Annotated in this window: 25 protein-coding genes (1 of these 25 cut by a window edge); 7 read left to right on the top strand and 18 right to left on the bottom strand. The window is 67.5% G+C overall.

Annotated elements, in window-relative coordinates:
- Window positions 1–1,175, top strand: partial view of a peptidoglycan DD-metalloendopeptidase family protein gene (locus tag AC3WT6_RS04760; protein ID WP_492652414.1) — the 3' portion only. 133 nt of this gene lie to the left of the window's left edge; 1,175 of the gene's 1,308 nt are visible here — the last part of the coding sequence; its start codon lies off the left edge, out of view; it ends in the stop codon at window positions 1,173–1,175.
- 24 nt (window positions 1,176–1,199) lie between these two features.
- A complete protein-coding gene (locus tag AC3WT6_RS04755; protein ID WP_492652413.1) occupies window positions 1,200–2,339 on the top strand; it encodes an anhydro-N-acetylmuramic acid kinase in 1,140 nt (379 codons plus the stop codon).
- Between the two features lie 9 nt (window positions 2,340–2,348).
- On the opposite strand, the gene erpA is transcribed toward AC3WT6_RS04755, so the two are convergent.
- The 4 genes from erpA to argC are packed head-to-tail and all read right to left on the bottom strand — an operon-like array spanning window position 2,349 to window position 5,029.
- A complete protein-coding gene (erpA, locus tag AC3WT6_RS04750; RefSeq protein ID WP_492652412.1) occupies window positions 2,349–2,714 on the bottom strand; it encodes an iron-sulfur cluster insertion protein ErpA in 366 nt (121 codons plus the stop codon).
- Between the two features lie 58 nt (window positions 2,715–2,772).
- Entirely contained in the window at window positions 2,773–3,228 is a 456-nt protein-coding gene (locus AC3WT6_RS04745) for a bactofilin family protein (protein ID WP_492652411.1), read from the bottom strand.
- Window positions 3,221–3,970 carry a DUF6776 family protein gene (locus AC3WT6_RS04740; RefSeq protein WP_492652410.1) on the bottom strand — a complete coding sequence of 250 codons (750 nt, stop codon included), beginning with the start codon at window positions 3,968–3,970 and terminating at the stop codon, window positions 3,221–3,223. The genes AC3WT6_RS04745 and AC3WT6_RS04740 overlap by 8 nt, the downstream gene beginning before the upstream one ends.
- An 18-nt stretch (window positions 3,971–3,988) precedes the next feature.
- Complete coding sequence (gene argC, locus AC3WT6_RS04735) at window positions 3,989–5,029, bottom strand: N-acetyl-gamma-glutamyl-phosphate reductase (RefSeq protein ID WP_492652409.1); 1,041 nt, start codon at window positions 5,027–5,029, stop codon at window positions 3,989–3,991.
- Window positions 5,030–5,085: 56 nt separating this feature from the next.
- Here argC and AC3WT6_RS04730 point away from each other — a divergent pair, with 56 nt between their 5' ends.
- Entirely contained in the window at window positions 5,086–5,553 is a 468-nt protein-coding gene (locus AC3WT6_RS04730) for a CopD family protein (protein ID WP_492652408.1), read from the top strand.
- A 59-nt stretch (window positions 5,554–5,612) separates the two neighbouring features.
- Here AC3WT6_RS04730 and bfr read toward each other — a convergent pair whose 3' ends face one another.
- From bfr to AC3WT6_RS04715, 3 genes are all read right to left on the bottom strand, one after another.
- Entirely contained in the window at window positions 5,613–6,095 is a 483-nt protein-coding gene (bfr, locus tag AC3WT6_RS04725) for a bacterioferritin (RefSeq protein WP_492652407.1), read from the bottom strand.
- Between the two features lie 128 nt (window positions 6,096–6,223).
- Window positions 6,224–6,442 carry a (2Fe-2S)-binding protein gene (locus tag AC3WT6_RS04720; protein WP_492652406.1) on the bottom strand — a complete coding sequence of 73 codons (219 nt, stop codon included), beginning with the start codon at window positions 6,440–6,442 and terminating at the stop codon, window positions 6,224–6,226.
- Between the two features lie 119 nt (window positions 6,443–6,561).
- Window positions 6,562–7,071 carry an RNA pyrophosphohydrolase gene (locus tag AC3WT6_RS04715; protein WP_492652848.1) on the bottom strand — a complete coding sequence of 170 codons (510 nt, stop codon included), beginning with the start codon at window positions 7,069–7,071 and terminating at the stop codon, window positions 6,562–6,564.
- A gap of 126 nt (window positions 7,072–7,197) precedes the next feature.
- Between AC3WT6_RS04715 and AC3WT6_RS04710 the strand changes: the two genes are divergently transcribed.
- Window positions 7,198–7,848, top strand: a complete 651-nt coding sequence (locus AC3WT6_RS04710; protein ID WP_492652405.1) for an HAD family hydrolase — start codon at window positions 7,198–7,200, stop codon at window positions 7,846–7,848.
- A gap of 9 nt (window positions 7,849–7,857) precedes the next feature.
- On the opposite strand, the gene pdxH is transcribed toward AC3WT6_RS04710, so the two are convergent.
- A complete protein-coding gene (gene pdxH, locus AC3WT6_RS04705) occupies window positions 7,858–8,478 on the bottom strand; it encodes a pyridoxamine 5'-phosphate oxidase (RefSeq protein WP_492652404.1) in 621 nt (206 codons plus the stop codon).
- 63 nt (window positions 8,479–8,541) lie between these two features.
- Between pdxH and AC3WT6_RS04700 the strand changes: the two genes are divergently transcribed.
- Entirely contained in the window at window positions 8,542–9,552 is a 1,011-nt protein-coding gene (locus AC3WT6_RS04700; protein WP_492652403.1) for a YhdH/YhfP family quinone oxidoreductase, read from the top strand.
- A 17-nt stretch (window positions 9,553–9,569) separates the two neighbouring features.
- Here the strand turns inward: AC3WT6_RS04700 and AC3WT6_RS04695 are convergent, their stop codons facing one another.
- The 6 genes from AC3WT6_RS04695 to AC3WT6_RS04670 all read right to left on the bottom strand — a co-directional run bounded on the left by AC3WT6_RS04695 (window position 9,570) and on the right by AC3WT6_RS04670 (window position 18,650).
- Window positions 9,570–10,712, bottom strand: coding sequence for a tetratricopeptide repeat protein (locus AC3WT6_RS04695; RefSeq protein WP_492652402.1), 1,143 nt, complete (start codon window positions 10,710–10,712; stop codon window positions 9,570–9,572).
- 153 nt (window positions 10,713–10,865) lie between these two features.
- On the bottom strand, window positions 10,866–11,936 hold the full coding sequence (locus tag AC3WT6_RS04690; RefSeq protein ID WP_492652401.1) for an alkene reductase: 1,071 nt from the start codon (window positions 11,934–11,936) through the stop codon (window positions 10,866–10,868).
- Window positions 11,937–12,061: 125 nt separating this feature from the next.
- Window positions 12,062–13,480 carry an efflux transporter outer membrane subunit gene (locus AC3WT6_RS04685; RefSeq protein WP_492652400.1) on the bottom strand — a complete coding sequence of 473 codons (1,419 nt, stop codon included), beginning with the start codon at window positions 13,478–13,480 and terminating at the stop codon, window positions 12,062–12,064.
- Window positions 13,474–14,199, bottom strand: a complete 726-nt coding sequence (locus AC3WT6_RS04680) for an SDR family oxidoreductase (RefSeq protein ID WP_492652399.1) — start codon at window positions 14,197–14,199, stop codon at window positions 13,474–13,476. The genes AC3WT6_RS04685 and AC3WT6_RS04680 overlap by 7 nt, the downstream gene beginning before the upstream one ends.
- 22 nt (window positions 14,200–14,221) lie before the next feature.
- A complete protein-coding gene (locus AC3WT6_RS04675; protein WP_492652398.1) occupies window positions 14,222–17,425 on the bottom strand; it encodes an efflux RND transporter permease subunit in 3,204 nt (1,067 codons plus the stop codon).
- A gap of 13 nt (window positions 17,426–17,438) precedes the next feature.
- The gene (locus AC3WT6_RS04670; protein WP_492652397.1) at window positions 17,439–18,650 is read right to left on the bottom strand and encodes an efflux RND transporter periplasmic adaptor subunit; all 1,212 of its coding nucleotides are present in this window, start codon (window positions 18,648–18,650) and stop codon (window positions 17,439–17,441) included.
- A gap of 193 nt (window positions 18,651–18,843) precedes the next feature.
- Between AC3WT6_RS04670 and AC3WT6_RS04665 the strand changes: the two genes are divergently transcribed.
- Window positions 18,844–19,479, top strand: a complete 636-nt coding sequence (locus AC3WT6_RS04665) for a TetR/AcrR family transcriptional regulator (protein ID WP_492652396.1) — start codon at window positions 18,844–18,846, stop codon at window positions 19,477–19,479.
- 54 nt (window positions 19,480–19,533) lie between these two features.
- Here the strand turns inward: AC3WT6_RS04665 and AC3WT6_RS04660 are convergent, their stop codons facing one another.
- The gene (locus AC3WT6_RS04660; protein ID WP_492652395.1) at window positions 19,534–19,854 is read right to left on the bottom strand and encodes a (2Fe-2S) ferredoxin domain-containing protein; all 321 of its coding nucleotides are present in this window, start codon (window positions 19,852–19,854) and stop codon (window positions 19,534–19,536) included.
- 19 nt (window positions 19,855–19,873) lie between these two features.
- Complete coding sequence (locus tag AC3WT6_RS04655) at window positions 19,874–20,605, bottom strand: DUF481 domain-containing protein (protein WP_492652394.1); 732 nt, start codon at window positions 20,603–20,605, stop codon at window positions 19,874–19,876.
- Between the two features lie 73 nt (window positions 20,606–20,678).
- Here AC3WT6_RS04655 and AC3WT6_RS04650 point away from each other — a divergent pair, with 73 nt between their 5' ends.
- On the top strand, window positions 20,679–21,869 hold the full coding sequence (locus tag AC3WT6_RS04650; protein WP_492652393.1) for a (Fe-S)-binding protein: 1,191 nt from the start codon (window positions 20,679–20,681) through the stop codon (window positions 21,867–21,869).
- On the opposite strand, the gene AC3WT6_RS04645 is transcribed toward AC3WT6_RS04650, so the two are convergent.
- Both AC3WT6_RS04645 and leuS read right to left on the bottom strand, forming a co-directional pair.
- Complete coding sequence (locus AC3WT6_RS04645) at window positions 21,826–22,383, bottom strand: LPS-assembly lipoprotein LptE (RefSeq protein WP_492652392.1); 558 nt, start codon at window positions 22,381–22,383, stop codon at window positions 21,826–21,828. The two genes, AC3WT6_RS04650 and AC3WT6_RS04645, sit on opposite strands and share 44 nt — an antisense overlap.
- A gap of 5 nt (window positions 22,384–22,388) precedes the next feature.
- On the bottom strand, window positions 22,389–25,004 hold the full coding sequence (gene leuS / locus AC3WT6_RS04640) for a leucine--tRNA ligase (RefSeq protein WP_492652391.1): 2,616 nt from the start codon (window positions 25,002–25,004) through the stop codon (window positions 22,389–22,391).
- Window positions 25,005–25,047: the final 43 nt, after the last annotated feature.

Raw genomic sequence — 25,047 nt, 5'->3', positions numbered from 1 at the left:
AGGGCGGCGACTTCGACGGCATCATTCAAACCGCGGTGAAAGACGCCCTCACCGTCCCCGAGGCCAGCCAGTGGACGACCGTTTCGGTCAAGTCTGGACAAAGCCTGTCGGTCATCTTCGACGCCCTAGGCCTGGCTCACGACGAAGTCTTCAGCCTGCTGTCACTGGGAGGCGAGGTTCAGCGCCTGAAAAAGCTCAATGCCGGCGACGAGCTGCACATCCGCGTAGCCGACGACCGCCTGGAGGGCCTCACCTACGCGCTGGACGAGCGCCGCACGCTGGAAGTCCGCCGTGGCGACCGCGGCCTGGAGGCGGTGACGCTGACGGCGGAAATCGAACGCCACAGCACCGAGGTTGCCGGCGAGATCCGCGACTCGCTGTTCCTGGACGGCCGCCGCGCCCAGCTCTCGGACCGCCTGATCATGGAACTGGCCGACATCTTCGGCTACGACATCGACTTCGCGCAGGATCTGCACCCCGGAGACCGCTTCGCCGTGGTCTACGACCAGCTGTACAAGGGCAACAAGAAGCTGCGCGACGGCGACATCCTCGCCGCCGAGTTCACCAATCAGGGCCGCAAACTGCGGGCGGTGCGCTTCACCACGCCGGACGGCAACACCGCGTACTACACGCCGCAAGGTCAGTCATTGCGCAAGGCCTTCATCCGCACCCCGGTGGATTTCGCGCGCATCTCCTCGCCGTTCAACCTCCGCCGCCTGCATCCGATCCTGCACACCATCCGCGCCCACAAGGGCACCGACTACGCGGCTGGCACCGGCACGCCGATCAAGGCCACCGGCGACGGCAAGATCAGTTTCCAGGGCAAGAAGAGCGGTTACGGCAACGTGGTAATGATCAAGCACGGCTCCGGCGTCGAGACCCTCTACGCCCACATGTCACGCTTCCGCGCCGGCCTCTCGGTCGGCAGCCGCGTGCGACAGGGGCAGGTGGTCGGCTACGTCGGCAATTCCGGCTTGGCCACCGCGCCGCATCTGCACTATGAATTCCGCATCGATGGCATCCATCAGAACCCGATGACCGTGTCGCTGCCACGCGCCAATCCGGTGGACCCACGTTACATGGCGCGTTTCCGCGCCGACTCAGCCACCCAGGTGGCAGCACTGGAACGAGCCGATACGCGTCTCGCCAGCCTGACGCCCGCCAGCAGGAAGTAGGCGGTTAGCCACACACCGTCGTCCATGCCCCAGCGCGAGCGCTATATCGGCCTGATGTCCGGCACCAGTGCCGACGGCGTCGACGCGGTAGTCGCGGTGTTCGAAAACGGCCGCTATTCGGGGCTGCAAGGCGCTTACCACCTTGATTATCCGCCCGCCCTGCGCGACAGCCTGATCGCGCTGGGACGCGCCGCCAACGCTACCCTCGCCCTGCGGGAATATGCCCGCCTGGACGTGGCGGTGGGCGAGGTGTTTGCCGAGGCGGCCTTGGGCGTACTACGCAGCGCCGGCTTGGCCGCGGCGGACATCGTCGCGATCGGCAGCCACGGCCAAACCGTGTTCCACGATCCTCGCGGCGTGCACAGCAGCCTGCAGATCGGCGACCCGCACCATATCTCCGCACGCACCGGCCGGCCCGTGGTGGCTGACTTCCGCCGCGCCGACATCGCCCTGGGCGGCGAAGGCGCCCCCCTGGTTCCGGCCTTCCACCACGCGGTGTTTGCCGCCGCCGAACCACGCACGGTGGTGAATATCGGCGGCATCGCCAATGTCACCTGGCTGCCCGGAGCCGACAGCGGCGCGGTGCGCGGTTTCGACTGCGGCCCCGGCAATGGCCTGATGGACGAATGGATCCTGCGCGTGCAGGGGCGCCCCTACGACGAGGACGGTCGACTGGCCGCCAGCGGCTGTGTCAACGACAAGCTGATGCAGGCCTGGCTGAGTGACGCCTATTTCAGTGCACCGCCGCCCAAGAGTACCGGCCGCGCGCAATTCAATTTGGACTGGGCCAGGCGCCTGGCGGGCGACTCCCTGGAGCGCCTGAGCGCCGCCGACGTGCAGACCAGCCTCTGCGAGCTGACCGCGCGCAGCATCGTCGATGCGCTAGCGCCTGGCAGCCGGCGGGCACTGGTCTGTGGTGGCGGCGCGCGCAATCTCTATCTGATGGATCGCCTGCAAACGCTGGCCCCGGCGGTACGTTTTGAAAGCACCGCGGCCCATGGCCTGCCGCCGGAATGGGTGGAAGCCGCTGCATTCGCCTGGCTGGCACGGCGCCGGCTCAACAACGAGCCCGGCAATCTGCCGGCGGTCACCGGCGCCCAGTGCGCGACGCCGCTGGGCGCGATATTTCAGGTTGCGGCCAGCGCGCTCTGCGCCATGCCCTGAATCTAGCGGCTAGACCGAGAACGACGAACCGCAGCCGCAGGTGCTGGAGGCGTTGGGGTTGCGAATTACGAACTGCGCCCCTTCGGCGGTCTCCTTGTAGTCGATTTCCGCGCCTTCGAGGTACTGCAGGCTCATCGGATCGACCACCAGGGTCACACCGGCATTGGCGACGCAGTAGTCGTCCTCGGCCGGCTTTTCATCGAAGTTGAAACCGTACTTGAAGCCGGAGCAGCCGCCACCGGTCACGAAGACCCGCAGCACCTGCTCGGGATTGTCTTCCTCCGCCAGCAGTTCCTTGACCTTGTAGGCTGCGGAGTCGGTGAACACCAGGTTGGTCGAAGCAAGCACTACGGCAGCGGAATCATTGAGGTCCATGGAAGTACTCCTTACAGATGCTGCCTAGATCGGGGCGAGCCGCCGACATTCAATCCTATCAGGCCACCCGTGACAGGCCAGCCACGCCGGAACCCGCCTTGCCCTCGTCCTGCCCAGCCTCACCTTTGACGTGCGTGAGCGCGGACATCACCTCGTTGCCCTCGTAGATCAGCTGACCGTTGACCAGCGCGCCGGCCTCCATCTGCAGCACCCGGTAACGCACGTCGCCGACGATGCGGGCCTTGGCCCCCAGGGTGAGACGCTCCGAGGCGCGGACCTCGCCGACGATGCGGCCGTTGACCAATACGTTGGGCACCCGCACGTCGCCCTCGATGACGCCGGTTTCCGACAGCGACAGCGCCGCCGCCTTGTCGCCCGCGGACTGCACGCCGCCCTTGATGCGACCGTCCACATGCAGACCGCCGGCAAAGCGTACGTCACCGAGTATCTCGGTCTGACGGCCGATGAGGGTTTCCATGGCGGCCGGCTTGGCGCCGCCGAGTCCTCTAATCATTACTGCGCTCCTGTAGGGATTCGATGTTGGCCCAGTCGTATTGGTCCACCACGCTGGGCCGGTCGTTCGCGGGCTTGAGGGTGACCAGCACGCGGGTGGGCTTGAAGCCCGCCGGCAGCCGGAACTCGCCGCTGAACTCCTCGAAATACTTGAAGGAAAATACCAGATTCTTGTCACCGCTCGTCACCAGCTCGGCAAGCGGAATCTGTGTGCTCTTCGCCCCCTGCAACCCCTCGATGCTCAGCTCGACATTGCCGGCGATGCGGCTCTCCTCGCGCACCGACTGGATCAGCACCAGCTCGTACTTCCAGCCGGTCGCGGTCTTGCGCATCTTGAGGTCTTGCACCCGCACGCCGGCGCGCGCCTCCTTGGGCGAAACAATGCCGCGATAGAAGGCCAGCTGCTCGCGCAGCGAGGCCGACTCCGCCTCCAGCTTGGCCAAGGAGTCCTTCACCGTCTTGCAGGCGTCGCCGTCGATGGTCTTGGACTGCTCGGCATAGGCCAAGGCGTCGCGCAGATCACCGATCTCCTTCTTTGCGACGCGCAGTTGCTGGGTCAGCGTCCGGCGCTCGTCCAGCAGGCGGTCACGCTCGCTGGTGGCTTTCTCGAAGTCGGCAACCGCGCTTTTCTTGGTGTAGCGATACAGGCCCCAGCCGGACAGCGCCAGCAGCATGGCGATGGCCGCAGTCAGCAATAACCGCATGCGCGGCCGGTGCCGCCGGATGATGATGGTGTGCCGCATGCCCGTTCGCCCGTCGTCTCAGGGCGCCAGGGCCGGCGCGTCCAGCCCCATCGTTTCGGGCAGGCCGAACATGAGGTTGAAGCATTGCAGAGCCTGACCAGAGGCGCCTTTCACCAGATTGTCGATGACCGACAGCACCACCACCGTCTCGCCATCGGGCGCCAGATGCGGGCTCAACCGGCAAACGTTGGCGCCGCGCACGCTGCGGGTCTCCGGGTGATCGCCCACCGGCAGCACATCGACGAAGGCCTCGCCGGCGTACCGCTGGGCGTACAGGCCCCGCAAGTCCGCCACCGGCCTGCGCAGGCGGGCGTAGAGAGTGGCGTGGATGCCGCGGCTCATAGGCACCAGATGCGGCACGAAGGTGATGCCCACAGTCTCGCCAGCGCAGCCGGACAAGCCTTGGGTGATCTCCGGCAGGTGCCGATGCCCCGGCACGCCGTAGGCCTTGAAGCTCTCGGTAACCTCGCAGTAAAGCGAGGCGATCTTGGCCTCGCGACCGGCGCCGGAAGTACCGGACTTGCAGTCGGCGACCAGGCCACGGGTCTCGATCAACCCAGCCTCCAGCAGCGGCGCCAAACCCAGTTGCACCGAGGTGGGATAGCAGCCGGGGCAGGCTACCAGCCGCGCCTTGCGGATTGCCTCGCGGTGCAGCTCCGGCAGGCCGTACACCGCTTCGGCCAGCGCCGCCGGGGCACTGTGCTCAAGCTTGTACCAGCGCTGGAACTCGGCGGCGTCCTTCAGACGGAAGTCGGCCGACAGATCAAGCACCTTCACGCCGCGCTCGATCAGCGCCGGCGCCATCTGCATGGCGGTGCCGTGCGGGGTGGCGAAGAACACCGCATCGCAGGCGGCCAAGCGCTCCAACTCGGGAGCCTCGAACACCGCTTCGCAATGCCCACGCAGGGCCGGGAACAGGGCGTCGGCGCGCTTGCCAGCCTCCTGCCGCGAGGTCAGGACCCGCAGGTCCGCGCGCGGGTGCCGCGCCAGCAGGCGCAACAGCTCGGCCCCGGTGTAGCCGGTGCCACCAACGATGCCAATCTTGATGCCTTCCGCCATGATCCTTCCGCCTTGACTATCCCCGGCTGCCTTGAGGCGCGGCCGTGCGAGCGGCGATGATACGTGTTCACTTCCGCTTCGTGCGCACCATGCTCTGGCTCAAAGCCCTGCACATCGTCTTCGTCATCTCGTGGATGGCCGGCCTGCTGTATCTGCCCAGGCTGTTCGTCTACCACACGGAGGCGACCGACGAGGTCGGCCACCAGCGCTTCTGCGTGATGGAGAAGCGCCTTTACGCGCTCAGCCTGATCGCCATGATCGGCACCTGGCTGTTCGGCATCGCCACGCTGCTGTCGGCCGACGCCGCCTATGCCAAGGCGACCTACTGGGGCATGGGCTGGTTGCACGCCAAACTGGCGCTGGTGCTGGCCTTATCCGGCTATCACGGCTGGCTGAAGGGCCGGCTGCAGGCCTTCGCCAACCGCAAGAACACCCACAGCGCCCGCTATTACCGCATCGCCAACGAAGTGCCGGCGGTGCTGATGGTGGTGATCGTGATCTTGGTGGCGGTCAAGCCGTTCTGATCGGTCATCTGGACACAAAAAAAGGCCGCTATCGCGGCCTTTTTTGTACCCAACCCAAGCTAGGAGCCGCTCGGCGGCTCCATCTGGCTCTGGCAATAGTTCTGCAGGCCCACCGTCTCGATCAACTTGAGCTGCTCCTCGATGAAGTCGATGTGCTCCTCCTCGCTCTTCTGGATATGCACCAGTAGCTCGCGGGTCACGTAGTCCTTGACGCCCTCACAGTGAGTGATCGCGGCGGCATAGAGCGGATGCGCCTCCAGCTCCAGCTTGAGATCACATTCCAGGATCTCCTTGACGTCCTCGCCGATGTAGAGCTTACCGAGATCCTGGAGATTGGGGAGGCCTTCGAGGAACAGGATGCGGGCAATCAGCCGGTCCGCATGCTTCATCTCGTCGATGGACTCGTGGTACTCGTACTTGCCGAGCTTCCTGAGCCCCCAGTTTTCCAGCATGCGCGCATGCAGGAAGTACTGGTTGATGGCCGTCAGCTCGTTCTTGAGCGCGAGATTGAGATATTCGAGAACTTTCGCGTCGCCGCGCATGGCCGTACTCCGCTTGGGGCTGGAACGGCAGGTTACACCCCGTTCAAGTACGCGAGCAAGCTATTGTTTTATTTTGATATTTATTCGCCTTTACAGGCGATTCTCAGTTACCGACCAGCCAGCGCGTCTCAGGCCGCAACCAGGCCCGAGCCGCTGAACAAGGGCTGCTCGGCAGCGGCGCGGCGAGCAGTCGCCTCGACCAAGGTCCGGCGCGCGTCCGGCACGCACTTGCCGCAGCAGGTCCCCAAACCAGTCAGGTTCTTAAGGTCGCGCAGCGACACGGCCCCCTCATTCACCGCGCGGTGAATGTGCTTGTGGCTGACGGCTTTGCAGACGCAGACGTACATGGGAACCAACCGACTCGACTTGCTGGACGCAGCGGAACCGCACTGCGAGTCGCAGATTATTGCCAATGAGAATGGTTGTCAATCGAGAACGCGACGCACTGCGTCGGCCTCTTCCCGACTCAGCCGCTGGCGTCGCCGGTAGCCCGCGCGCCAGCGACGAGCGCCAGTTCTTCCAGAGCCCGCTGGTAAACCTCGCGCTTGAAGAACACCACATCGCGCACCGGCTGCCAGTAGTCCACCCAGCACCAGGCGTCGAATTCCGGCCGCTCACCGGCATCCAGGCGCACCTGCGTCTCCTCGGCCAGCAGGCGCAGCACGAACCAGCGCTGCTTCTGGCCGATGCAGACCGGCCGCCGGCCGCGGCGCACCAGATGCTTGGGCAGGCGGTAGCGCAGCCAGTCGCCAGTCACCCCCAACACCTCGACGTGCTCGGGCAGCAGGCCGAGTTCTTCCTGCAATTCGCGGAAGCAGGCCTGTTCGGGAGTTTCGCCACGCTTGATCCCGCCCTGCGGGAACTGCCAGGCCTGCTGGCCGATACGCTTCGCCCAGAGTACCCGCGCCCGGCCATCAGCCGGCATGCCGAGCACGATGATGCCGACATTGGGGCGGAAGCCATCGGAGTCGATCACGTGCACGTCCCTGTAGATTGACTGCATCTTTTCACAGGCCCTCGGCGGCGGGCAATCACAGGCGGCGGTGAGTCGCCAGGGCGCTGGTATCCTGCTTGGCTTCACCCCGCCACCCCGCGCCCACCCATGCACCTTGCGGTTTTCGACCTCGACCACACCCTGCTGGCCGCCGACAGCGACTACCTCTGGGGCCAGTTCCTCTGCGACCAGGGCCTGGTCGACCGCGAGCACTACGAAACCCGCAACCGCCAGTTCTACGCCGACTATGCCGCCGGGGAGCTCGACGTGGACGCCTTCTACCAGTTCTCGCTGGCCCCGCTGATGCTGAAAAGCCTCGCCGAGTGGGAACCGCTACGGCAGCGCTTCGTGGCAGAGCAAATCCGCCCCCGGGTGGCCCGGCAGGCGCCGGAGCTGCTGGCCCGCCACCGCGATCGGGGCGACCTGCTGCTGATCACTACCGCCACCCAGCGCTTCATCACCGAGCCGATTGCCGAGTTGCTGGGCGTCGAGCACCTGCTGGCTTCCGAGCCCGAAATCGAGGATGGCCGCTTCACCGGCCGGCTCCGGCGCGCCAACTTCCAGGCCGCGAAAGTCAGCGGCTTGCAAGCCTGGCTGGCGGAACGCGCCATCGCGCCCAGGTCGATCACCGCCTATTCCGACTCCCGCAACGACATTCCGCTGCTGGAACTCGCCGACACCGCCGTCGCGGTCGACCCCGACCCAACCCTGCGCGAACATGCCGGCCGCAAGGGCTGGTCGGTGATCAGCCTGCGCTGAGCCCCGCGCCTAGGGCTCCAGCCGCTCCAGGAGCCAGGCGCCGCCCTGGCGCCGATAGCGCAGGCGATCGTGCAGACGATTGAGCCGGCCCTGCCAGAACTCCACCCGTTCCGGCACCAGCGCATAGCCGCCCCAATGCGGCGGCAGCGGCACCTCCGCGTCTGCGTAGCGGCGCTCGTTTTCGGCCAGCCGGGCATCAAGGCTCTCGCGGCTGTCCACCACCTGAGACTGCTGCGAAGTCCAGGCGCCGATCTGTGAACCGCGCGGACGCGTGTGGAAGTACTGCTCGGACAGCGACTCCGGCAGCTTCTGCACCCGCCCCTCGAAGCGCACGCTGCGCTCGATGCGATCCCACCAGAAGGTCGCCGCCGCCAGCGGGTTGGCCGCCAGCGCCTCGCCCTTGCGTGAAGCGTAGTTGGTGTAGAAGCACAAGCCGCCCTCGTACCAACCCTTGAACAGCACCACCCGCGCCGAAGGCTGGCCGCCGGCATCGACGGTGGCCAGCACCATCGCGGTCGGCTCCAGGATGTCGGCGCCCTCGGCGTCGGCGAACCAGCGCTCGAACTGCTGGACGGGATCGGGCTGCACCGTCGTCTCGATCAACGGCGGATTCTTGGTGTACTGGGCCATGGGGCTCCTCTGGCAGGTTCGGCCGTAAACTCTCGGTCCCCGCCATTTTCTCAGGAAATCCGCATGTCGAACGTCCCCGCCAGCTTCCGTGCCCTGCGCGTGCGCAGCGAGGGTGGACATAGCGCGCGCTTTGAAACGCTGGGCATCGAGGATCTCAGCGCCGGCGAGGTCGTAGTGCGGGTCGCGTACTCCAGCATCAACTACAAGGATGCCCTGGCGGTGACCGGCAAGGGCAAGATCCTGCGCGGCTCGCCGCGCACACCGGGCATCGATCTTTCCGGCGTGGTCGCGCAGAGCAGCGACCCGCGCTATCCACCCGGCACCAAGGTGCTGGTCACCGGCTGCAACATCGGCGAGCAGCTGGACGGCGGCTACAGCGAGTACGCCCGCCTGCCCGCCGAGGCCATCGTGCCGCTACCCGAGGGCCTGAGCCTGGCCGAGGCCATGGCCATCGGCACCGCCGGCTTCACCGCCGCCTTGGCGCTGCGGCGGATGCTGGAGAATCATCAAACGCCGGCGATGGGCAGCATCCTGGTCACCGGCCCCACCGGCGGCGTCGGCAGCATCGCCATCGCCCTGCTCAAGCGTGAGGGTTTTCACGTCACCGCGCTCACCGGCAAGCCGGAGGCCGCGCGCGACTACCTGAACTCGCTCGGCGCCGACGTGATCCTTGATCGCAACAGCCAGGCCATGGGCAGCAAGCCGCTGGAGACCGCGCTTTGGGGCGGCGCCATCGACAACCTCGGCGGACCCACGCTCAACTGGCTGACCCGCACGGTGAAACCCTGGGGCAACATCGCCAGTATCGGGCTGGCACAGTCGCATACGCTGGAAACCACGGTGATGCCTTTCATCCTGCGCGGCGTGTCGCTACTGGGCATCCATTCGGTGGAATGCCCGCGCGCCTGGCGGCTGGCGCTCTGGGACAAGCTGCGCGCCGACTGGCGGCCGGCCGGGCTGATGGAACACATCGTCGCCCGCACCATCACCCTCGACGAGCTGCCCGCCGCCTGTGAAGACCTGATCGCCGGCCGGGTCACCGGCCGCACCCTGGTGCGCATCGCCAGCAACTGAACGCCGCAACACGGGCTTCAGTTGAGTTGCAGCGCCTTGAGGTGGTCCAGCTTGGCGGCGTAGAGGTCGCGACTGCCGCGGGTGGTGCTGCTATCCAGCGCCAGCCGCAGTTCCTTGCGCGCCAGGCGCGCCTCGCCGAGCTGCAGGTAGGTCATGCCCAACGCGAAATGCACCTCGTGTGCGTAGGGCATGCGCGCGAGCTCCTTGCGGAACAGCTCCCGCGCCTGCCGGTAGTCCTGGCGCTGCAGCGCGGCCAAACCCAGGTCGAAGAAATGGAACGGCGGCTCCGGGCTGACCCGCGCCAACCGCGCCAGTAGTGGCGCGGCCTCCGCCTGCCGACCCTGGTCGGTAAGCAGGTCGGCGAGATTCGACAGCACCTGGGCATTGTCCGGCTCGCGCGCCAGCGCATAGCGCAGGGTCTGCTCGGCCTGGCCGGTATCGCCGTGGCGCAGGTAGATCACCCCCAGCGTGTTGTAGGCATTGAGATAGTCGGGGGCGGCGGCGATGGCCGCGCGCGCCCACCAATAGGCCTGCTCGGGCCGCTGCTCGGCCAGGGTTTCGGCGGCGCGGTTGTTCAGATACATCGCCAGCACGGTCGCCTCCGACACCGTGTGCGTGTATTGCCCGCGCATCTCCTCCGGCGGCAGGAAGTCGATGGTCATCTCCGCCTCGTCGCCGCCGCGCAGCCGGTCGCGGCCGCTGGCACCCAGGCTGAGGTTGATGTGACCGCTGAGAAACAGCATGCCGCCGCCGCGGCTCCAGGTGTCGTAGCCGTACACGCTCTGGTAGCGCACCGGGATACCCAGCTGCTTGGCGAACGCGGCGGTCATGATCACCAGCGACAGGCAATTGCCGGCCCGCGCCTCGAAAGCCTGCTCGGCATTGCGGGTCATGGTCGCGTCGTATTCCAGCCGCAGCTGGTCGCGCAGCGCCTCGAACAAGCCGTGCCGCGGCCCGCGGGCCTGCACTTTCGGCGTGATCCGCTCGTCCAGATAGCGCTGCATCTCTGGGCTGAGCGCGAATATCGCCTCGGCGCGCACCGGCTCGGCCGGTGGCGGGAAGCGGGCGTCGATGAAGATCGAGTCGGGGGCGGGCAGCCCGGGCTGACTGGCGCAGCCAACCAGCAGCAACACACTCAGCAGCGCGATGCGGGTTTTCATCCGGATTCTCCTCCGCCACCACCGCCGGCGAGACCGGAACCCATCACCTCAGGCCCGCGCCTAGCGTCCGATGAAGATAGAGACTCTCATCCCGAATTGAAACCGCGCCTGACCTGGCCGGCGGTTGCCGGCCAAGTCAGGGTGCGGCCAGGCTCAGGCGGCGAGGGCCGGGTAGTCGGTGTAACCCTTGGGCCCCGGCGTGTAGAGCGTGGCGAAGTCCACCGCGTTGAGCGGCGCCTTGCTGGCGAAGCGCTGTACCAGATCGGGATTGGCCAGAAAGGCCTTGCCGTAGACGATGGCATCGGCACGACCCTCGCGGATCGCGGCGTTGCCGCTGTCGGCGTCGAAGCCGCCGTTGAGTAGCAGGGGGCCCTTGAAGTGCGCGCGGGCGATCCGCGCCAGCTCCTGCTCGGCGGGCAGGTCCCACTGCTCGTGGCGCAGCTCCAGATGGCCGACGCCGCGCTTCTGCAGCTCCTTGGCGACGTATTCCACCAGCGCCTGCGGCTGCGACTCCGCCATGTCGTTGAAGGCCACCAGCGGCGAGATGCGCACGCCGACCCGACCGGCGCCGAGCACCGAGATGCAGGCGTCGACGACCTCCAGCAGCAAGCGCGCGCGGTTCTCGATGGAGCCACCGTACAGATCAGTGCGGTCGTTGACCGAATCGCGCAGGAACTGGTCGATCAGATAGCCATGCGCGCCGTGGATCTGCACTGCATCGAAGCCGGCGGCCTTGGCACGCTCGGCAGCCTTGCGGAACAGCTCGACGATGCCGGGGATCTCCTCGGTACGCAGCGGTCGCGGCGTCTCGTAGGGCACCTTGCCCTTGGGCGTGTGGGTGAGGTCGTTGCGGATCGGCTTGTTGCTGGAGCTGATCGGCTGCACGCCGTTGATGTCGGAATGCGCGGCGCGGCCAGCGTGCCAGAGCTGGATGGCGATGCGCCCGCCGGCGGCGCGGACGGCGTCGGTGACGCGCTTCCAGCCGGCCTGCGTCGCCTCGTCAAACAAGCCGCCCTCACCCAGATAGGCGCTGGCATCCGGGCTGATCAGCGCGCACTCGGTGAAGATCAGGCCGGCACCGGCGCGCTGGCGGTAGTACTCCACCATCAGATCGTTGGGAATGTGGGTCGTCCCGGCGCGGGTACGGGTGAGCGGCGCCATCAGGATGCGGTTGGGCAACTCGAGCGCGCCGAGCTTGAGCGGACTGAAGAGATCGAGGGACATGGGAACTCCTTTCGGTTTTATTTGGCTACCGGCTCGGTCAGCGACCGACGCCGAGGGAATCGCGGGTTCAGCGAGGATGCCAGGCATCGCGGCATAAAGGGCTTGGAACAGGCGTTGCGAATCGCTCATGTCGGCGCTCCCTGACCCGGTTCAAGGCCCCAGCCACCACCCAGCGCCTTGTACAGCGCCACCGCCGAGGTATTGACCGCGGTCTCGCTGGCGGCGACGGCGTCTTCGGCGGCCAGCAGGCTGCGCTCGGCGTCGAGCAGCACCAGGAAGTCGATCACCCCCGCCTTGTACTGGATGCGCGCCAGCTCGGCGGCACGGCGCGCGGCGGCGGCCTGGTCCAGCGTGTGCAGCAGGCGCTGGCGCGACTGGCTCACCGCCACGAAGGCGTTCTCGGTCTCTTCCAGCGCAGTCAGCACGGTCTGCTCATAGCGAGCCACCGCGCCGCGGCTGCGGGCATCGGCGGCATCGACGCGGGCGGCGACGCTGCCGAGGTCGAAAGCGGCCCAGGACAACGTCGGCCCGGCGCTCCAGGCGCGGCTGGCGGCGCCGAGGTCGCCAAAGCTGCCGGCGCTGAAGCCGGCAAAGCCGCTCAGGCTCAGGCGCGGGAAGTAGTCGGCGGTCGCCACGCCGACACGGGCGGTGGCGGCGTGCAGCTCGGCGGCGGCGCGGGCGACGTCCGGCCGGCGGCGCAGCAGCTCGCCCGCCTCGCCTACCGGCAGCGGCCGGTTGAGCGCGGCGACGGTGGCCGCGGCCGGCGGCTGCCAGACGCCGGGACGCTGCCCGAGCAGCACCGCCAGCCGATGCTCGGCGCGACGACGCTGGGTTTCCAGCAAGGGCATGTCCGCCTCGGTGGCGGCCAGACGGGCACGGGCGCTGGCGACATCCAGCTCGGTGCCACGACCGGCGTCGTAGCGCACCTGGGTCAGGCGCAGCGTCTCCTTCTGGCTGTCGCGATTGCGCTCGGCGACATCCAGCTGCTGGGCGCTGCCGCGCCACTCGAAGTAGTTGCGCGCGACCTCGGAGGCCACCAGCACCTGCGCTTCGTGCAGGCTGGCCTGGGCCGCTTCGGCGTCGGCGCGCGCGGCTTCAGTGCCGCGCCGCACCCTGCCGAACAGATCCAACTCCCAGGCGGCGTCAAAGCCCAGCCGCAGGCTCTCGGTCTGGCCGCGTGGGCCGGTGCTGTTGGCACCGAGCTGCGCCGCCTCGCCCTTCTGCGCGCTGCCGCTGGCGGTGACCTGCGGATAGGCGTCGTTGCGCTGGTCGCGGAACAGGGCGCGCGCTTCCTCGACCCGGCTCAAGGCGAGGGCCAGGTCGCGGTTGGCGAGCAGTGCCTGATCGACCAGACCGCTCAGCGCCGGATCGCCGAGCTGCGTCCACCAGCGCGCTTCCAGGCTAGCGCCGACCACGGTGTCGGCCCCGGCGCGGGTAAAGCTCGCTGGCGCGGTCTCCGGCGCCTGGTAGTCGGTGCCCACCGCGCAGGCGGCGAGTGCGAAGGCCGACAGCGCGGCAGCAAGTGGAGCGAGCCGGCTTACCACGGCAGCGCCTCGCCCTGATGGAAGTAACCGCCATTCGGGCCGTCGGCGGGCAGTGTCGCCAGCCAGACGCTGGTCTTGGCGCCGTCGGAAATGCTCATCGGCGCGGCCGCGCCGCCCATGTCGGTCTGTACATGGCCGGGATGCGCGGCATTGACCTTGTGCGGGGTATCGCGCAGCTCGTAGGCGAGATGCACGGTCCAGGCATTCACCGCGCTCTTGCTGACGTTGTAGGCCGGCACCTTGTAGTCGTAGATCGGCGAGCCGGGGGTCTGATGCAGGGTGTTGCTGGCGAGGATGCTCGACAGATTGACGATGCGCGCGCCGCTGGACTTCTTCAGCAGCGGCAGAAAGGCCTGGGTGACGGCGACCAGACCGAAGACATTGGTGTCGAAGGTCTTGCGCCAGGTGTCCAGCGACTGCTCCGAGGGCTTCTTGTCGCCGGCATCGAGCAACACGCCGGCATTGTTGACCAACACGTCGATACGGCCGTGCTTCTGGGCGATCACCGCGACCGCGGCGGCGATGGAGCCGGCATCGGTCACATCCAGCTGCAAGGGCTCGACCTCGCCGCCCAGCGAGTTGGCGGCTTCCACCGCCTTGCCGCGATCACGGGCGGCGAGGATGACGTGATGGCCCAGGGCCGCGAGCTGCCTGGCGGTTTCCAGGCCGATGCCCTTGTTGGCGCCGGTGATAAGGCTGATGGGTTTGGAATTGCTCATCGGATTTCCTTGATTCTTGGGTTTAGTGGGCTTCGAGGCCGGCCAGGGAATAGGCGGTGACCGGCTTGGGCTTGCGCTGAGCGAGCTTGCGGATGACCAGATAGAACACCGGCGTCATCAGCAGACCGAAGAAGGTGACGCCGATCATGCCGGCAAACACCGCCACGCCCATGGCGTGGCGCATCTCGGCGCCGGCGCCGCTGGAATAGACCAGCGGCAGCACGCCCATGACGAAGGCCAGCGAGGTCATCAGGATCGGCCGCAGACGCAGGCGGCAGGCTTCCAGCACCGCGTCCCAGGTGCTCACACCCGCCTCTTCCCGCTCCTTGGCGAACTCGACGATCAGGATCGCGTTCTTGCAGGCGAGGCCCACCAGCACGATCAGACCGATCTGCGTGAAGATGTTGTTGTCGCCACCCGAGAGCCAGACGCCGGTGATCGCCGAGAACAGGCACATCGGCACGATCAGGATCACCACCAGCGGCAGACTCCAGCTCTCGTACTGCGCAGCCAGCACCAGAAAGGCCAGCAGCACGCAGAGCGGGAAGATCAGCAGCGCGGTGTTGCCGGCGAGAATCTGCTGATAGGTCAGCTCGGTCCACTCGTAGGCCATGCCATTGGGCAGCTCGGACTTCACCACCTCCTCGATGATCTTCTGCGCCTGGCCGCTGGAATAGCCGGCCGCGGGCGCGCCGTTGATCTCGGCGGTGACATAGCCGTTGTAGTGCATCACCCGGTCCGGCCCGGCGGTCTCGTTGACCTTCAGGAAGGCGCCCAGCGGCACCATCTCGCCGGCGCTGTTGCGCACCTGGAGACGGGTCACGTCCTCCGGTTGCAGGCGGAAGCGCAGGTCGGCCTGGGCGTTGACCTGGTAGGTGCGGCCGAAGCGGTTGAAGTCGTTGACGTAGAGCGAGCCTAGGTAGATCTGCAAGGTTTCGTTGATCGCCTGCAGGCTCACGCCCTGGGCCTTGGCCTTTTCGCGGTCGATGTCGGCGTAGATCTGCGGCACGTTGACCTGGTAGCTGCTGAACACGCTGCTCAAGCCCGGCGTCTGCCGCGCCTTGTGCAGGATGTTCTGGGTCACCGTGTACAGCTCGTCAAAGCCCAGGCCGGCGCGGTCTTCCAACTGGAGCTTAAAGCCACCGATGGTGCCCAAGCCCTGTACCGGCGGCGGCGGGAACACCGCGATGAAGGCCTCCTGGATGCCGCCGAACTTCTCGTTGAGCGAAGACGCGATCTCCGCCGCCGACAGCCCCGGCCCCTTGCGCTCGTCGAAACCTTTCAGCGAGGCGAAGACGATGCCGGCATTGGGCGCATTGGTGAAGCCATTGATCGACAGGCCCGGGAAGGCGACCGCCGAGGCCACGCCTGGCTGCTCCATCATGATCCGGCTCATCTCGCGGATCACCTGTTCGCTGCGGTCCAGCGTCGCAGCGTCCGGCAGGTTGGCGAAGGCCACCAGGTACTGCTTGTCCTGCTGCGGCACGAAGCCTTCCGGTACCGTCTTGAAGCCCAGCGCGGTCAGGCCCAGCAGGCCGCCGTAGACCATCAGCACCACCGCCGCACCACGCAGCAGGCGCTGCACGCCACTGACATAACCACGGCCGGCGCTGGCGAAGAAGCGATTGAACGGCCGGAACAGCCAGCCGAAGGCGGCGTCGATGCCGCGCTGGAAGCGATCCTTGGGCGCGTCGTGGCCCTTGAGCAGCACTGCCGCCAGCGCCGGCGACAGGGTCAGCGAGTTGAAGGCGGAGATCACCGTCGAGATGGCGATGGTCAGCGCGAACTGCTTGTAGAACTGGCCGGTCAGCCCACTGATGAAGGCGGTGGGGATGAACACCGCGCACAGCACCAGCGCCGTGGCGACGATGGGGCCGGTGACTTCGCGCATGGCCTGCCGCGTCGCCTCCAGCGGCGTCTTGCCCAGCTCGATGTTGCGCTCGACGTTTTCGACCACGACGATGGCGTCGTCGACGACGATGCCGATCGCCAGCACCAGACCGAACAGCGAAAGCGCATTGAGCGAGAAGCCGGCGGCGTGCATCACCGCGAAGGTGCCCACCAGCGAAACCGGCACCGCCGCCAGCGGAATGATGCTGGCGCGCCAGGTCTGCAGGAACAGGATCACCACCAGCACCACCAGCAGCAGCGCCTCGAACAGCGTGTGCACCACCGCCTCGATGGAGCCGCGCACGAACACCGTCGGGTCGTAGACGATTTCGTAGTCGATGCCCTGCGGGAAGTCCTTCTTCAGTTCCTCCATCTTGGCGCGGACGTCATTGCTGATCTCGATGGCATTGCTGCCCGGCCGCTGGAAGATCGGCAACGCCACCGCCGACTTGTTGTTGAGCAGGGAGCGCAGCGCGTAGTTGGAGGAGCCCAGCTCGACGCGGGCCACGTCCTTGAGCCGGGTAATGGCGCCGTCGGCACCGACGCGGACGACGATGTCGCCGAACTCTTCCTCGGTGGTCAGGCGGCCGGCGGCATTGATGTTGAGCTGAAAATCTGTTGGATACGCGCCACTAGGCGCGTGCGCGGCATTGGGCGCCGGCGGCGCACCGAGCTGGCCGGCGGCCACCTGCTGGTTCTGCTCGCGGATGGCGGCGATCACCTCGCTGGCCGACAGCCCACGGCTGGCGACCTTCTCGGGGTCGAGCCAGACCCGCATCGAATAGGCGCCGGCGCCGAACACCTGCACGTCGCCGACGCCTTCGATGCGCGCCAGCTCGTCCTTGACCCGCAGGCGGCCGTAGTTGGCGACGTAAAGATCGTCGTAGCGGCCATCGGGCGAAAGCAGATGCACGACCATGGTCAGATCGGGCGAGGCCTTCTGGGTGGTGACGCCGAGGCGCTGCACTTCCTGCGGCAGCTGCGGCAGCGCCTGGGCGACGCGGTTCTGCACCAGCACCTGCGCCTTGTCGATGTCGGAGCCGATAGCGAAGGTGATGGTCAGCGTCATCGCGCCGTCGGAGGTGGCCTGCGAGAACAGGTACTGCATGCCCTCGACGCCGTTGATGCTCTGCTCCAGCGGGCTGGCCACGGTCTCGGCGATGACCTTGGGATTGGCGCCCGGGTAGGCGGCGCGCACCACCACGGTTGGCGGCACTACCTCCGGGTACTCGCTGATCGGCAACTGGCTCAGCGACAGCGCGCCGGCAATGAAGACGATGGCCGACAGCACCGCGGCGAAGATCGGCCGGTTGACGAAGAATTGGGAGAAGTTCATGTCGGTCTCCGGCTTACTGCGCGGCGCGCGCGCTGCTGCCGGCCACCGCCAGCTTCACCGACTCGTCGTGGGCGGAAACCTGGGCGACGCCGGTGCCGCTACGGCCCTCGCCCATCGCCACCAGCTGCGGCGCCACCGCCGTGCCCGGCTTCACCCGCTGCAGGCCGTTGACGACGATGGACTCGCCGGGCTTCAAGCCGCTACGGATCACCCGCAGGCCATCGACGCGCGGGCCGGTGCTGACCTGTCGGTACTGCGCCAGCTTGTCGGCGCCGACGGTGAGCACGAACTTGCGGTCGAGATCGGTACCGATGGCGCGGTCATCGACCAGCGCCGCCTCGAAGCTCTGGCCGGCGACCAACTTCACCCGGGCGAACAAGCCGGGCGTGAAGCGTCCGCTGGCGTCATCGAGGGTGGCGCGGACGCGGATCAGGCCGTCGTGGCTGGCGTTGTCGACGAAGTCGAGTCGCGCCGCGTGCGGCGTGCCGGCCTCGTCCATCAGGCCGACGTACACCTGAGCCGCGTCGTCGCGCGCCAGCGTGGCGAGGTAGCTCTGCTCGTCGAGGTCGAAGGAGACGTAGACCGGATCGACGCTGACCACCGTGGTCAGTACGCTCTGGGCGCTGACCAGGTTGCCGGCGGTGATCAGCGCACGGGAGACGCGGCCGTCGAGCGGCGCGGTGACCCGGGTGTAGGAGAGATCCAGCCGCGCCGCCCGCAGCGCCGCCTGCACCGAGGCGACCTCGGCGGCGGCCACCGCCTCGCCGGAGCCCAGCCGGTCGTGCTCCTCTCGCGAGATCGCGCCCTGCTCGATCAGCAGCGCCGAGCGCGCGCGGTTGGCCTGGGCCAGCCGGTACTGGGCCTGGGCGCGGTCGAGTTCCGCCTCCAGGCGCTCGACCTGGGCGGCGAAGGGACGCGGGTCGATCTGGAACAGCAGCTGGCCTTTCTTCACCAGCGCGCCTTCCTGCAAGGGCGCCGACTCGATGAAGCCGGAGACCCGCGGACGAATCTCCACCTGCTGCACCGCCTCGATGCGGCCGGTCAGTTCGCGCCAGTCCTTGAGCGTCTTGAACGGCACTTCCGCGACACTCACCTGGGGCGCGGTGGGCGCCGGGCTTTCCTTGGCTTCGGAGGCGCCGCAGGCGGCCAGGGTGAACAGGCTGAGGGAGAACAGACCCAGCAGGGCGGCCTTGCGCGCTGTGGGGAAAATGAGGGTACTGGGCATGGCGGACTCCCTGGTAAGGCGGGTGATGGTCGTCACCGTTGGCGGAGCGGGCCTTGCCGTGCATCTGCTGCGGCTTGACACTGCGCCGTCACAGCCCAATGATGCGGATGTGACAGTACCGTTCGGTAACATCTGGAATTGATGTTAGTGACCGGTCAGTATCATTTCAAGCAAGTTGTGCGAGGAGGCTCCAATGTCTAGCCCAAGTGTTTCAGCCGAAAAGGAATTTGCCGCCAAAGCAGCGGCGAATGGCGGCTGCGCCACGGCCAAGCCCAGCGCTCGCGACCGCATTTTTGCGGCCGCCCGCGACTTGTTTTACCGCCAAGGCATCCGCGCGGTGGGCGTCGAGTCCATCGCCCAGGAGGCCGGCGCCACCAAGATGAGCCTGTACCGCGCCTTCCCGTCCAAGGACGAGCTGGTGGCCGAGTGCCTGAAGCAGTCCGAGCGCGAGTTCTGGATCTGGTGGGACGAAACCATCGCGCCGCACGCGAAGCATCCGGAGGCCGCGGTACTGGCGCTGTTCAAGAGCATGAGCGCCAAGGCCAAGACCTGCGAGAAGCGCGGCTGCGCGATCGGCAATGCCTCGGTGGAACTCACCGAGGTCGATCACCCCGGTCGCCATGTGGTCGAGGGCTACAGCCGCGAGAAGCGCCGGCGCCTGCGCGAGTTGTGCGTGGCGATGAATGCCCGCGACCCCGAAGGCCTGGCCGACGGCCTCTTGCTGCTGATGGACGGCGGCTACTTCAGCCGTCTCAGCTTAGGCCCCGGCGGCCCCACCGCCAGCATGGCCAAGGCGGCGCAGGCCTTGATCCGCGCCTACACCCAGTAAGGGCGCTTAAGCCCCTGTCTCCCCTTGCGATGCAGGGGAGACAATGAAGTTGCGCTAAATCTTCAGCCGCTGCACCGGCTCGCCATTGGCGAGGTGGCGCTCGACGATCTCGTCGACGTCTTCGCGGTTCTGGTAGCGGTACCAGACGCCTTCCGGATACACCACCGCCACCGGTCCCAGCGCACAGCGGTCCAGGCAACCGGCCATGTTCACCCGCACCCGTCCGGTGCCGGCCAAGCCGCGCTTCTTCACCTGCTGCTTGCAGTAGTCGCGCAATTCCACCGCGCCCTTGTCGGCGCAACATTCGCGACCGTCGTCGCGCTGGTTGCAGCAGAAGAAGATGTGGCGCTGGAAGTAAGGCTCGGGCGTGCTCATGGGGGCCTGCGGTCAGTGGCTATTTCTTGGCGCCAAAGCCGTAGCCCAGGCTCACCGAAGTCAGAGTATCGGTCTTGCGGGTGCCGGCCGGCACCTCGGAGTTAAAGCGCAGCTCGTAGCCCAGGCTGGCGAACAGATTGCCGGCGACGGTCAGCTTCAGCTCCGACACCGGATTGACGTAGGTGGTGGTGCGCGAGCGCTCCACCTTGAGTGCCTGCGAAAACTTGCTGGTGGCACTGATCTCCCAGACATATTTGGCGTTGAACAAGGCCACCGCCGAGCTCTCGCGGCCGGCCGGTTCGGCCAGCTTGATCTGGGTGGCACCGGCGCCGATCTCGGCATCGAGGCTGTGCTTTTCCAAGGTCAGCAACCGCCGGCCATAGCCCAGCGCCTCGGTGGTGCGCTCGGCGATGCCGGCGAAGCGGTCGTTGTCGTAGTCCAGCGTCAGGAAGACGTAGTTGTGGGCATCGAAATCGCGGCTGAGCTTGTAGCCCAGGCTGTAGCGCTCGTCGGTGGTGAGATTGTCCTGCTGGGCGCTGACCGCCGCCGCCTTGCCCTCGTGATTCCAGCGGCCATCGTGATAACCCAGCCGCAGCTTGCCATTGGCGGAGCGGGTATCGGTATTGCCGGAGGTGCTGAGCACGCCCAGCGCCGCCTCGCCGCTGTAGCCATCCGGCCCCGCCTCTGCGGCCCACAGGCCGGGCGCGACCAGCGCAAACAATAGGGCGGTGGAGCAGATGCGTAGCGTCATTACGGGTCCTCGGCGGATTTTGAAAGGGCGCGAGTATGCCAGCCGTAACCATCCACTCGCGATACGATGCCGCATGGATGCCGCAAACCTGCTCGCCGACGCAGACCGCTGCGTAAAGTGCGGTCTCTGCCTCCCCCATTGCCCCACTTATCGCCTCAGCCGCAACGAGGCCGAGAGCCCGCGTGGCCGCATCGCGCTGGCGCAAGGCCTGGTCGGCGGCCAGCTGCAGGCCTCGGCGACGCTCGCGGCGCACATCGACAGCTGCCTGTCCTGCCGCGCCTGCGAGGCGGTGTGCCCGGCCAAAGTGCCCTACGGCCGCATCGCCGACGCCACCCGCGCGCTGCTGGTCACACCCAGGCGCAGCCGCGCAACCCGCCTGCTGGCCGCGCTGCTGGACTACGCTCCCGCCCGGGCGCTGCTGCGCACCGGCCTCTGGTTGTTGCAGAGCCTACTGGGCGCGCCAAGCGGCGCGGCGCGCCTGCCTCGCTGGCTGCGCTACCTCCCGGCGCCACAGCGGTTGCGCGCGGTACCGGCGCCGACCAGCGCCAAGGTCGGGCTGTTCGTCGGCTGTGTCGGCGATGTGCTGGAGCGCGCGGTGCTGGCCGATGCCCTGCGGCTGCTGAGCGCTCTGGGTATTGTGGCCGCCGTCCCGCCAGACCAGGGTTGCTGTGGCGCGCTCAACCAGCATGCCGGCCTTGCCACCGACGCTGCGCGCCAAGCCGCGCGCAATGCCCAGGCCTTTGCCGGCTGCGAAACCGTGCTGGCGCTCGCCAGCGGCTGCGGCGCCAGCCTGCGTGATCTCGGCGCCGCAACCGACAAGGCTCCCGCCCTCACACCAAAAGTGCAGGATCTCTGCGCCTTTCTCGCAGCCCGCCTGGAGGCCAAGCCCCTGCCACTGCGCCCGCTACCGCTGCGGGTGGCGATCCACAGCGCCTGCACGCAGAGCAATGTGTTTGCGGCCGGCGACGCGATCCGCCGACTGCTAAGCGCGATACCGGAACTGGAACTGGTGGATCTCGCCAACGAGAGCGGCTGCTGCGGCGCCGCCGGCACCGGCTTTCTCAGCGCACCCGACCAGGCCGACCGCCTGCTGGCGCCGAAGCTGGACGCGGCCGCTGCGCTGAAACCGCAGCTGATCGTCTCCGCCAACATCGGTTGCGCCCTGCATCTCGCCGCCGGGCTGCGTGGGCGTGGGCTGGAGGTCGAAGTGCTACACCCGCTCAGCCTGCTGGCGCGGGCGCTGGCTCCAGCGGCACCACGTTAGCGGGCTCGGGCGGCATCTCGCGCAAGCCCACTTCCAGGCGCAGCAGCAGCAGCTCCGCCATCTCGCCCTGCAGAAACTCGCGCAACTGCGCCTCTTCGGCCTCCTTGGCGAGGATGCGGTTGGGCTGGAAGCTGTAGTCGCGCGAGGCCGACAGGGTGTCCGCCGGCAGCAGCAGCTTGCCGGCGCGGCGCACCTCGTAGCGCACCGAGATCACCAGCCGGTATTCCAGCGCCTTGCCGTCGGGGCCCAGCGACAGGGTCTCGCGGCGCTCGACCAGATCCCAGAGACGCAGCTGCGTCTCGGCCTGTTCGGCGCGGGTCGCGACGGTGGCGCCACGCTGGCTCAGCCGCGCCCGCAGCGCGGTCTCCAGCGGCGGCTCGGAAACCCGGTAGGGCACTTCGACATCGACATAAACGCGGTCCAGCACCGCGGGCAGCGGCCGGCTGCCGGCGAACTGGAAGCCACAGCCGCTCAGCAGTGTTGCCAGCAACAGTCCCGCCAGTGCGATGCGCATGTTGGTCAGATCACGAAGTTGACGAGTTTTCCGGCCACCACGATCTCCTTCTTGATCGCGCTGCCGGCGAGGAATTTGACGACATTCTCCTCCGACTTGGCCGCCGCCAGTATGGCCTCGTTGGAACTGCCGACCGGCACCTCGATCTGGCCGCGCAGCTTGCCGTTGACCTGCACCACCAGCTTGATGGCGTCGCTGACCAGGGCGGCCGGATCGGCCTCCGGCCAGGCGGCGTCGATGACGGCGCCGGCATTGCCCAGCGCGGTCCATAGCGTGTGGCTGATGTGCGGGGTGATCGGCGCCAAGCAGGCCACCAGGGCGTTCAGCGCCTCCTGGCGCACGGCGCGATCCTGGTCCGCGCTGCCCTCGAACTTCTGCAGGGCGTTGACCAGCTCCATCGCCGCGGCGATGGCGGTGTTGAACTGGTAGCGACGGCCGACGTCGTCGCCGAACTTGGCGATGGTCTGGTGGGTCTTGCGGCGCAGATCCTTCTGCACCGCGCTCAGCGCCGCCGCTTCCAGGGCCGGCGCCGGGCCGCCGGCGACGTGCTCGGAGACCATGCGCCACAGGCGCTTCAGGAAGCGCGCAGCGCCGTCGATGCCGGCATCGCTCCACTCCAGGCTCTGCTCCGGCGGCGAGGTGAACATCATGAACAGGCGCACGGCGTCGGCGCCGTGGCTGTTGATGATGGTCTCGGGATCGACGCCGTTGTTCTTCGACTTCGACATCTTCTCGCGGCCGCCGATCAGCACCGGGCCGCCGTCGGCGCGCAGGGTGGCGCTCAGCGGTGCGCCGCGCTCGTCGTACTGCACATCGACGTCGGCGGGGTTGATCCAGTCCTTCTTGCCGCCGGGCAGCTCGCGGTAATAGGTGCCGGCCACCACCATGCCCTGGCAGAGCAGGCGGGTGAAGGGCTCGTTGCCCGCCACCGGCAGGCCGGAGTCGCGCATCAGCTTGTGGAAGAAGCGGGCATAGAGCAGGTGCAGCACCGCGTGCTCGATGCCGCCGACGTACTGGTCGACCGGCAGCCAGTACTTGGCGCGCTCGTCGAGCATGCCCTGGTCAAAGTCCGGGCAGGCGTAGCGGGCGTAGTACCAGCTCGACTCGAAGAAGGTGTCGAAGGTGTCGGTCTCGCGCCGCGCCGGCTTGCCGCAGCTTGGGCAGGTGCACTCGTAGAAGCTGGGCGTGCGGGTCAGCGGGCTGGCGGCGCCATCGGGTTGCAGGTTTTCCGGCAGCACCACGGGGAGCTGCGCATCCGGCACCGGCACCGCGCCGCAGTCGGCGCAGTAGATGATCGGGATCGGGCAACCCCAGTAGCGCTGGCGAGAAACGCCCCAGTCGCGCAGGCGGTAGTTGGTGCGGCGGCGGCCGGCGCCTTTCTGCTCCAGGGCGGTGGCGATAGCCTCGAAGGCGGCGTCGAAATCCTTGCCTTCGAAAGCTCCGGAGTTCACCAGGCTGCCGTACTCGGTGTAGGCGGCGGCCGTGATGTCCGGCAGGCCCTGCGGGCCGGCGATGACGATCTTCTTGGGCAGGCCGTAAGCACTGGCGAACTCCCAGTCGCGCTGGTCGTGCGCCGGCACCGCCATCACCGCGCCGGTGCCATAGCCCATCAGCACGAAGTTGGCGGCCCAGACCGGCAGCTTCTCGCCGGTGAGAGGATGGATCACGTCCACGCCCAGGGCCACGCCCTTCTTCTCCTGCGTCGCCAGCGCCGCTTCGGCGACGCTGGACTGCTTGGCTTCTTCGACGAAGGCGGCAACCTTGGCATCGCGCTGCGCGGCAGCCAGCGCCAGCGGGTGCTGGGCGGCGACGCTCACAAAGCTGACGCCGAACAGGGTGTCCGGGCGGGTCGTGTAAACAGTCAGTTTCCCGCCGAAATCGGCGGGGGCCAGCTTCTCGCCGCTGCTGTCGGCAAGCGCGAAGTCGATCTCGACACCCTGACTGCGCCCGATCCAGTTGGCCTGCATGGTCCGCACTGCATCCGGCCAGCCGTCCAGGGTTTGCAGGTCATCGACCAGTTGGTCGGCGTAGTCGGTGATCTTCAAAAACCACTGCGCGATCTCGCGCTGCTCGACCAGGGCGCCGGAGCGCCAGCCGCGGCCGTCGATCACCTGCTCGTTGGCGAGCACGGTGTTGTCCACCGGGTCCCAGTTGACCACCGAGTTCTTCCGGTACACCAGGCCCTTCTTGTAGAGCTGCAGGAACAGCCACTGCTCCCAGCGGTAGTACTCCGGCCGGCAGGTGGCGATCTCGCGCGACCAGTCAAAGGCGAAGCCCAGCTGGGTGAGCTGGCGCTTCATGTAGCTCATGTTGGCGTAGGTCCACTCCGCCGGCGGCACGCCCGACTTGATCGCCGCGTTCTCGGCCGGCAGGCCGAAGGCATCGAAGCCCATCGGGTGCAGTACCGCCTTGCCGCGCATGCGCTGGTAGCGGGCGATCACATCGCTGATGGTGTAGTTGCGCACGTGCCCCATGTGCAGACGGCCGCTCGGGTAGGGGAACATCGAGAGGCAGTAGAACTTCTCCCGGCCGGCGTCCTCGCGGGCGCGGAAGCTGTCGTTCGCAGCCCAGTAGTCCTGGGCCTGACGTTCGGTTTCGGCGGGGCGGTATTCGGGCAGCATGGCGACGACACAGGTGGCACTTTGCGGGGGCGAGAGTTTACCC

The sequence above is a fragment of the Stagnimonas sp. FW305-C-60 genome (assembly GCF_058782965.1).
The sequence above is the reverse complement of the archived record's forward strand: the minus strand, read 5'-3'. Positions and strand labels throughout refer to the sequence as shown.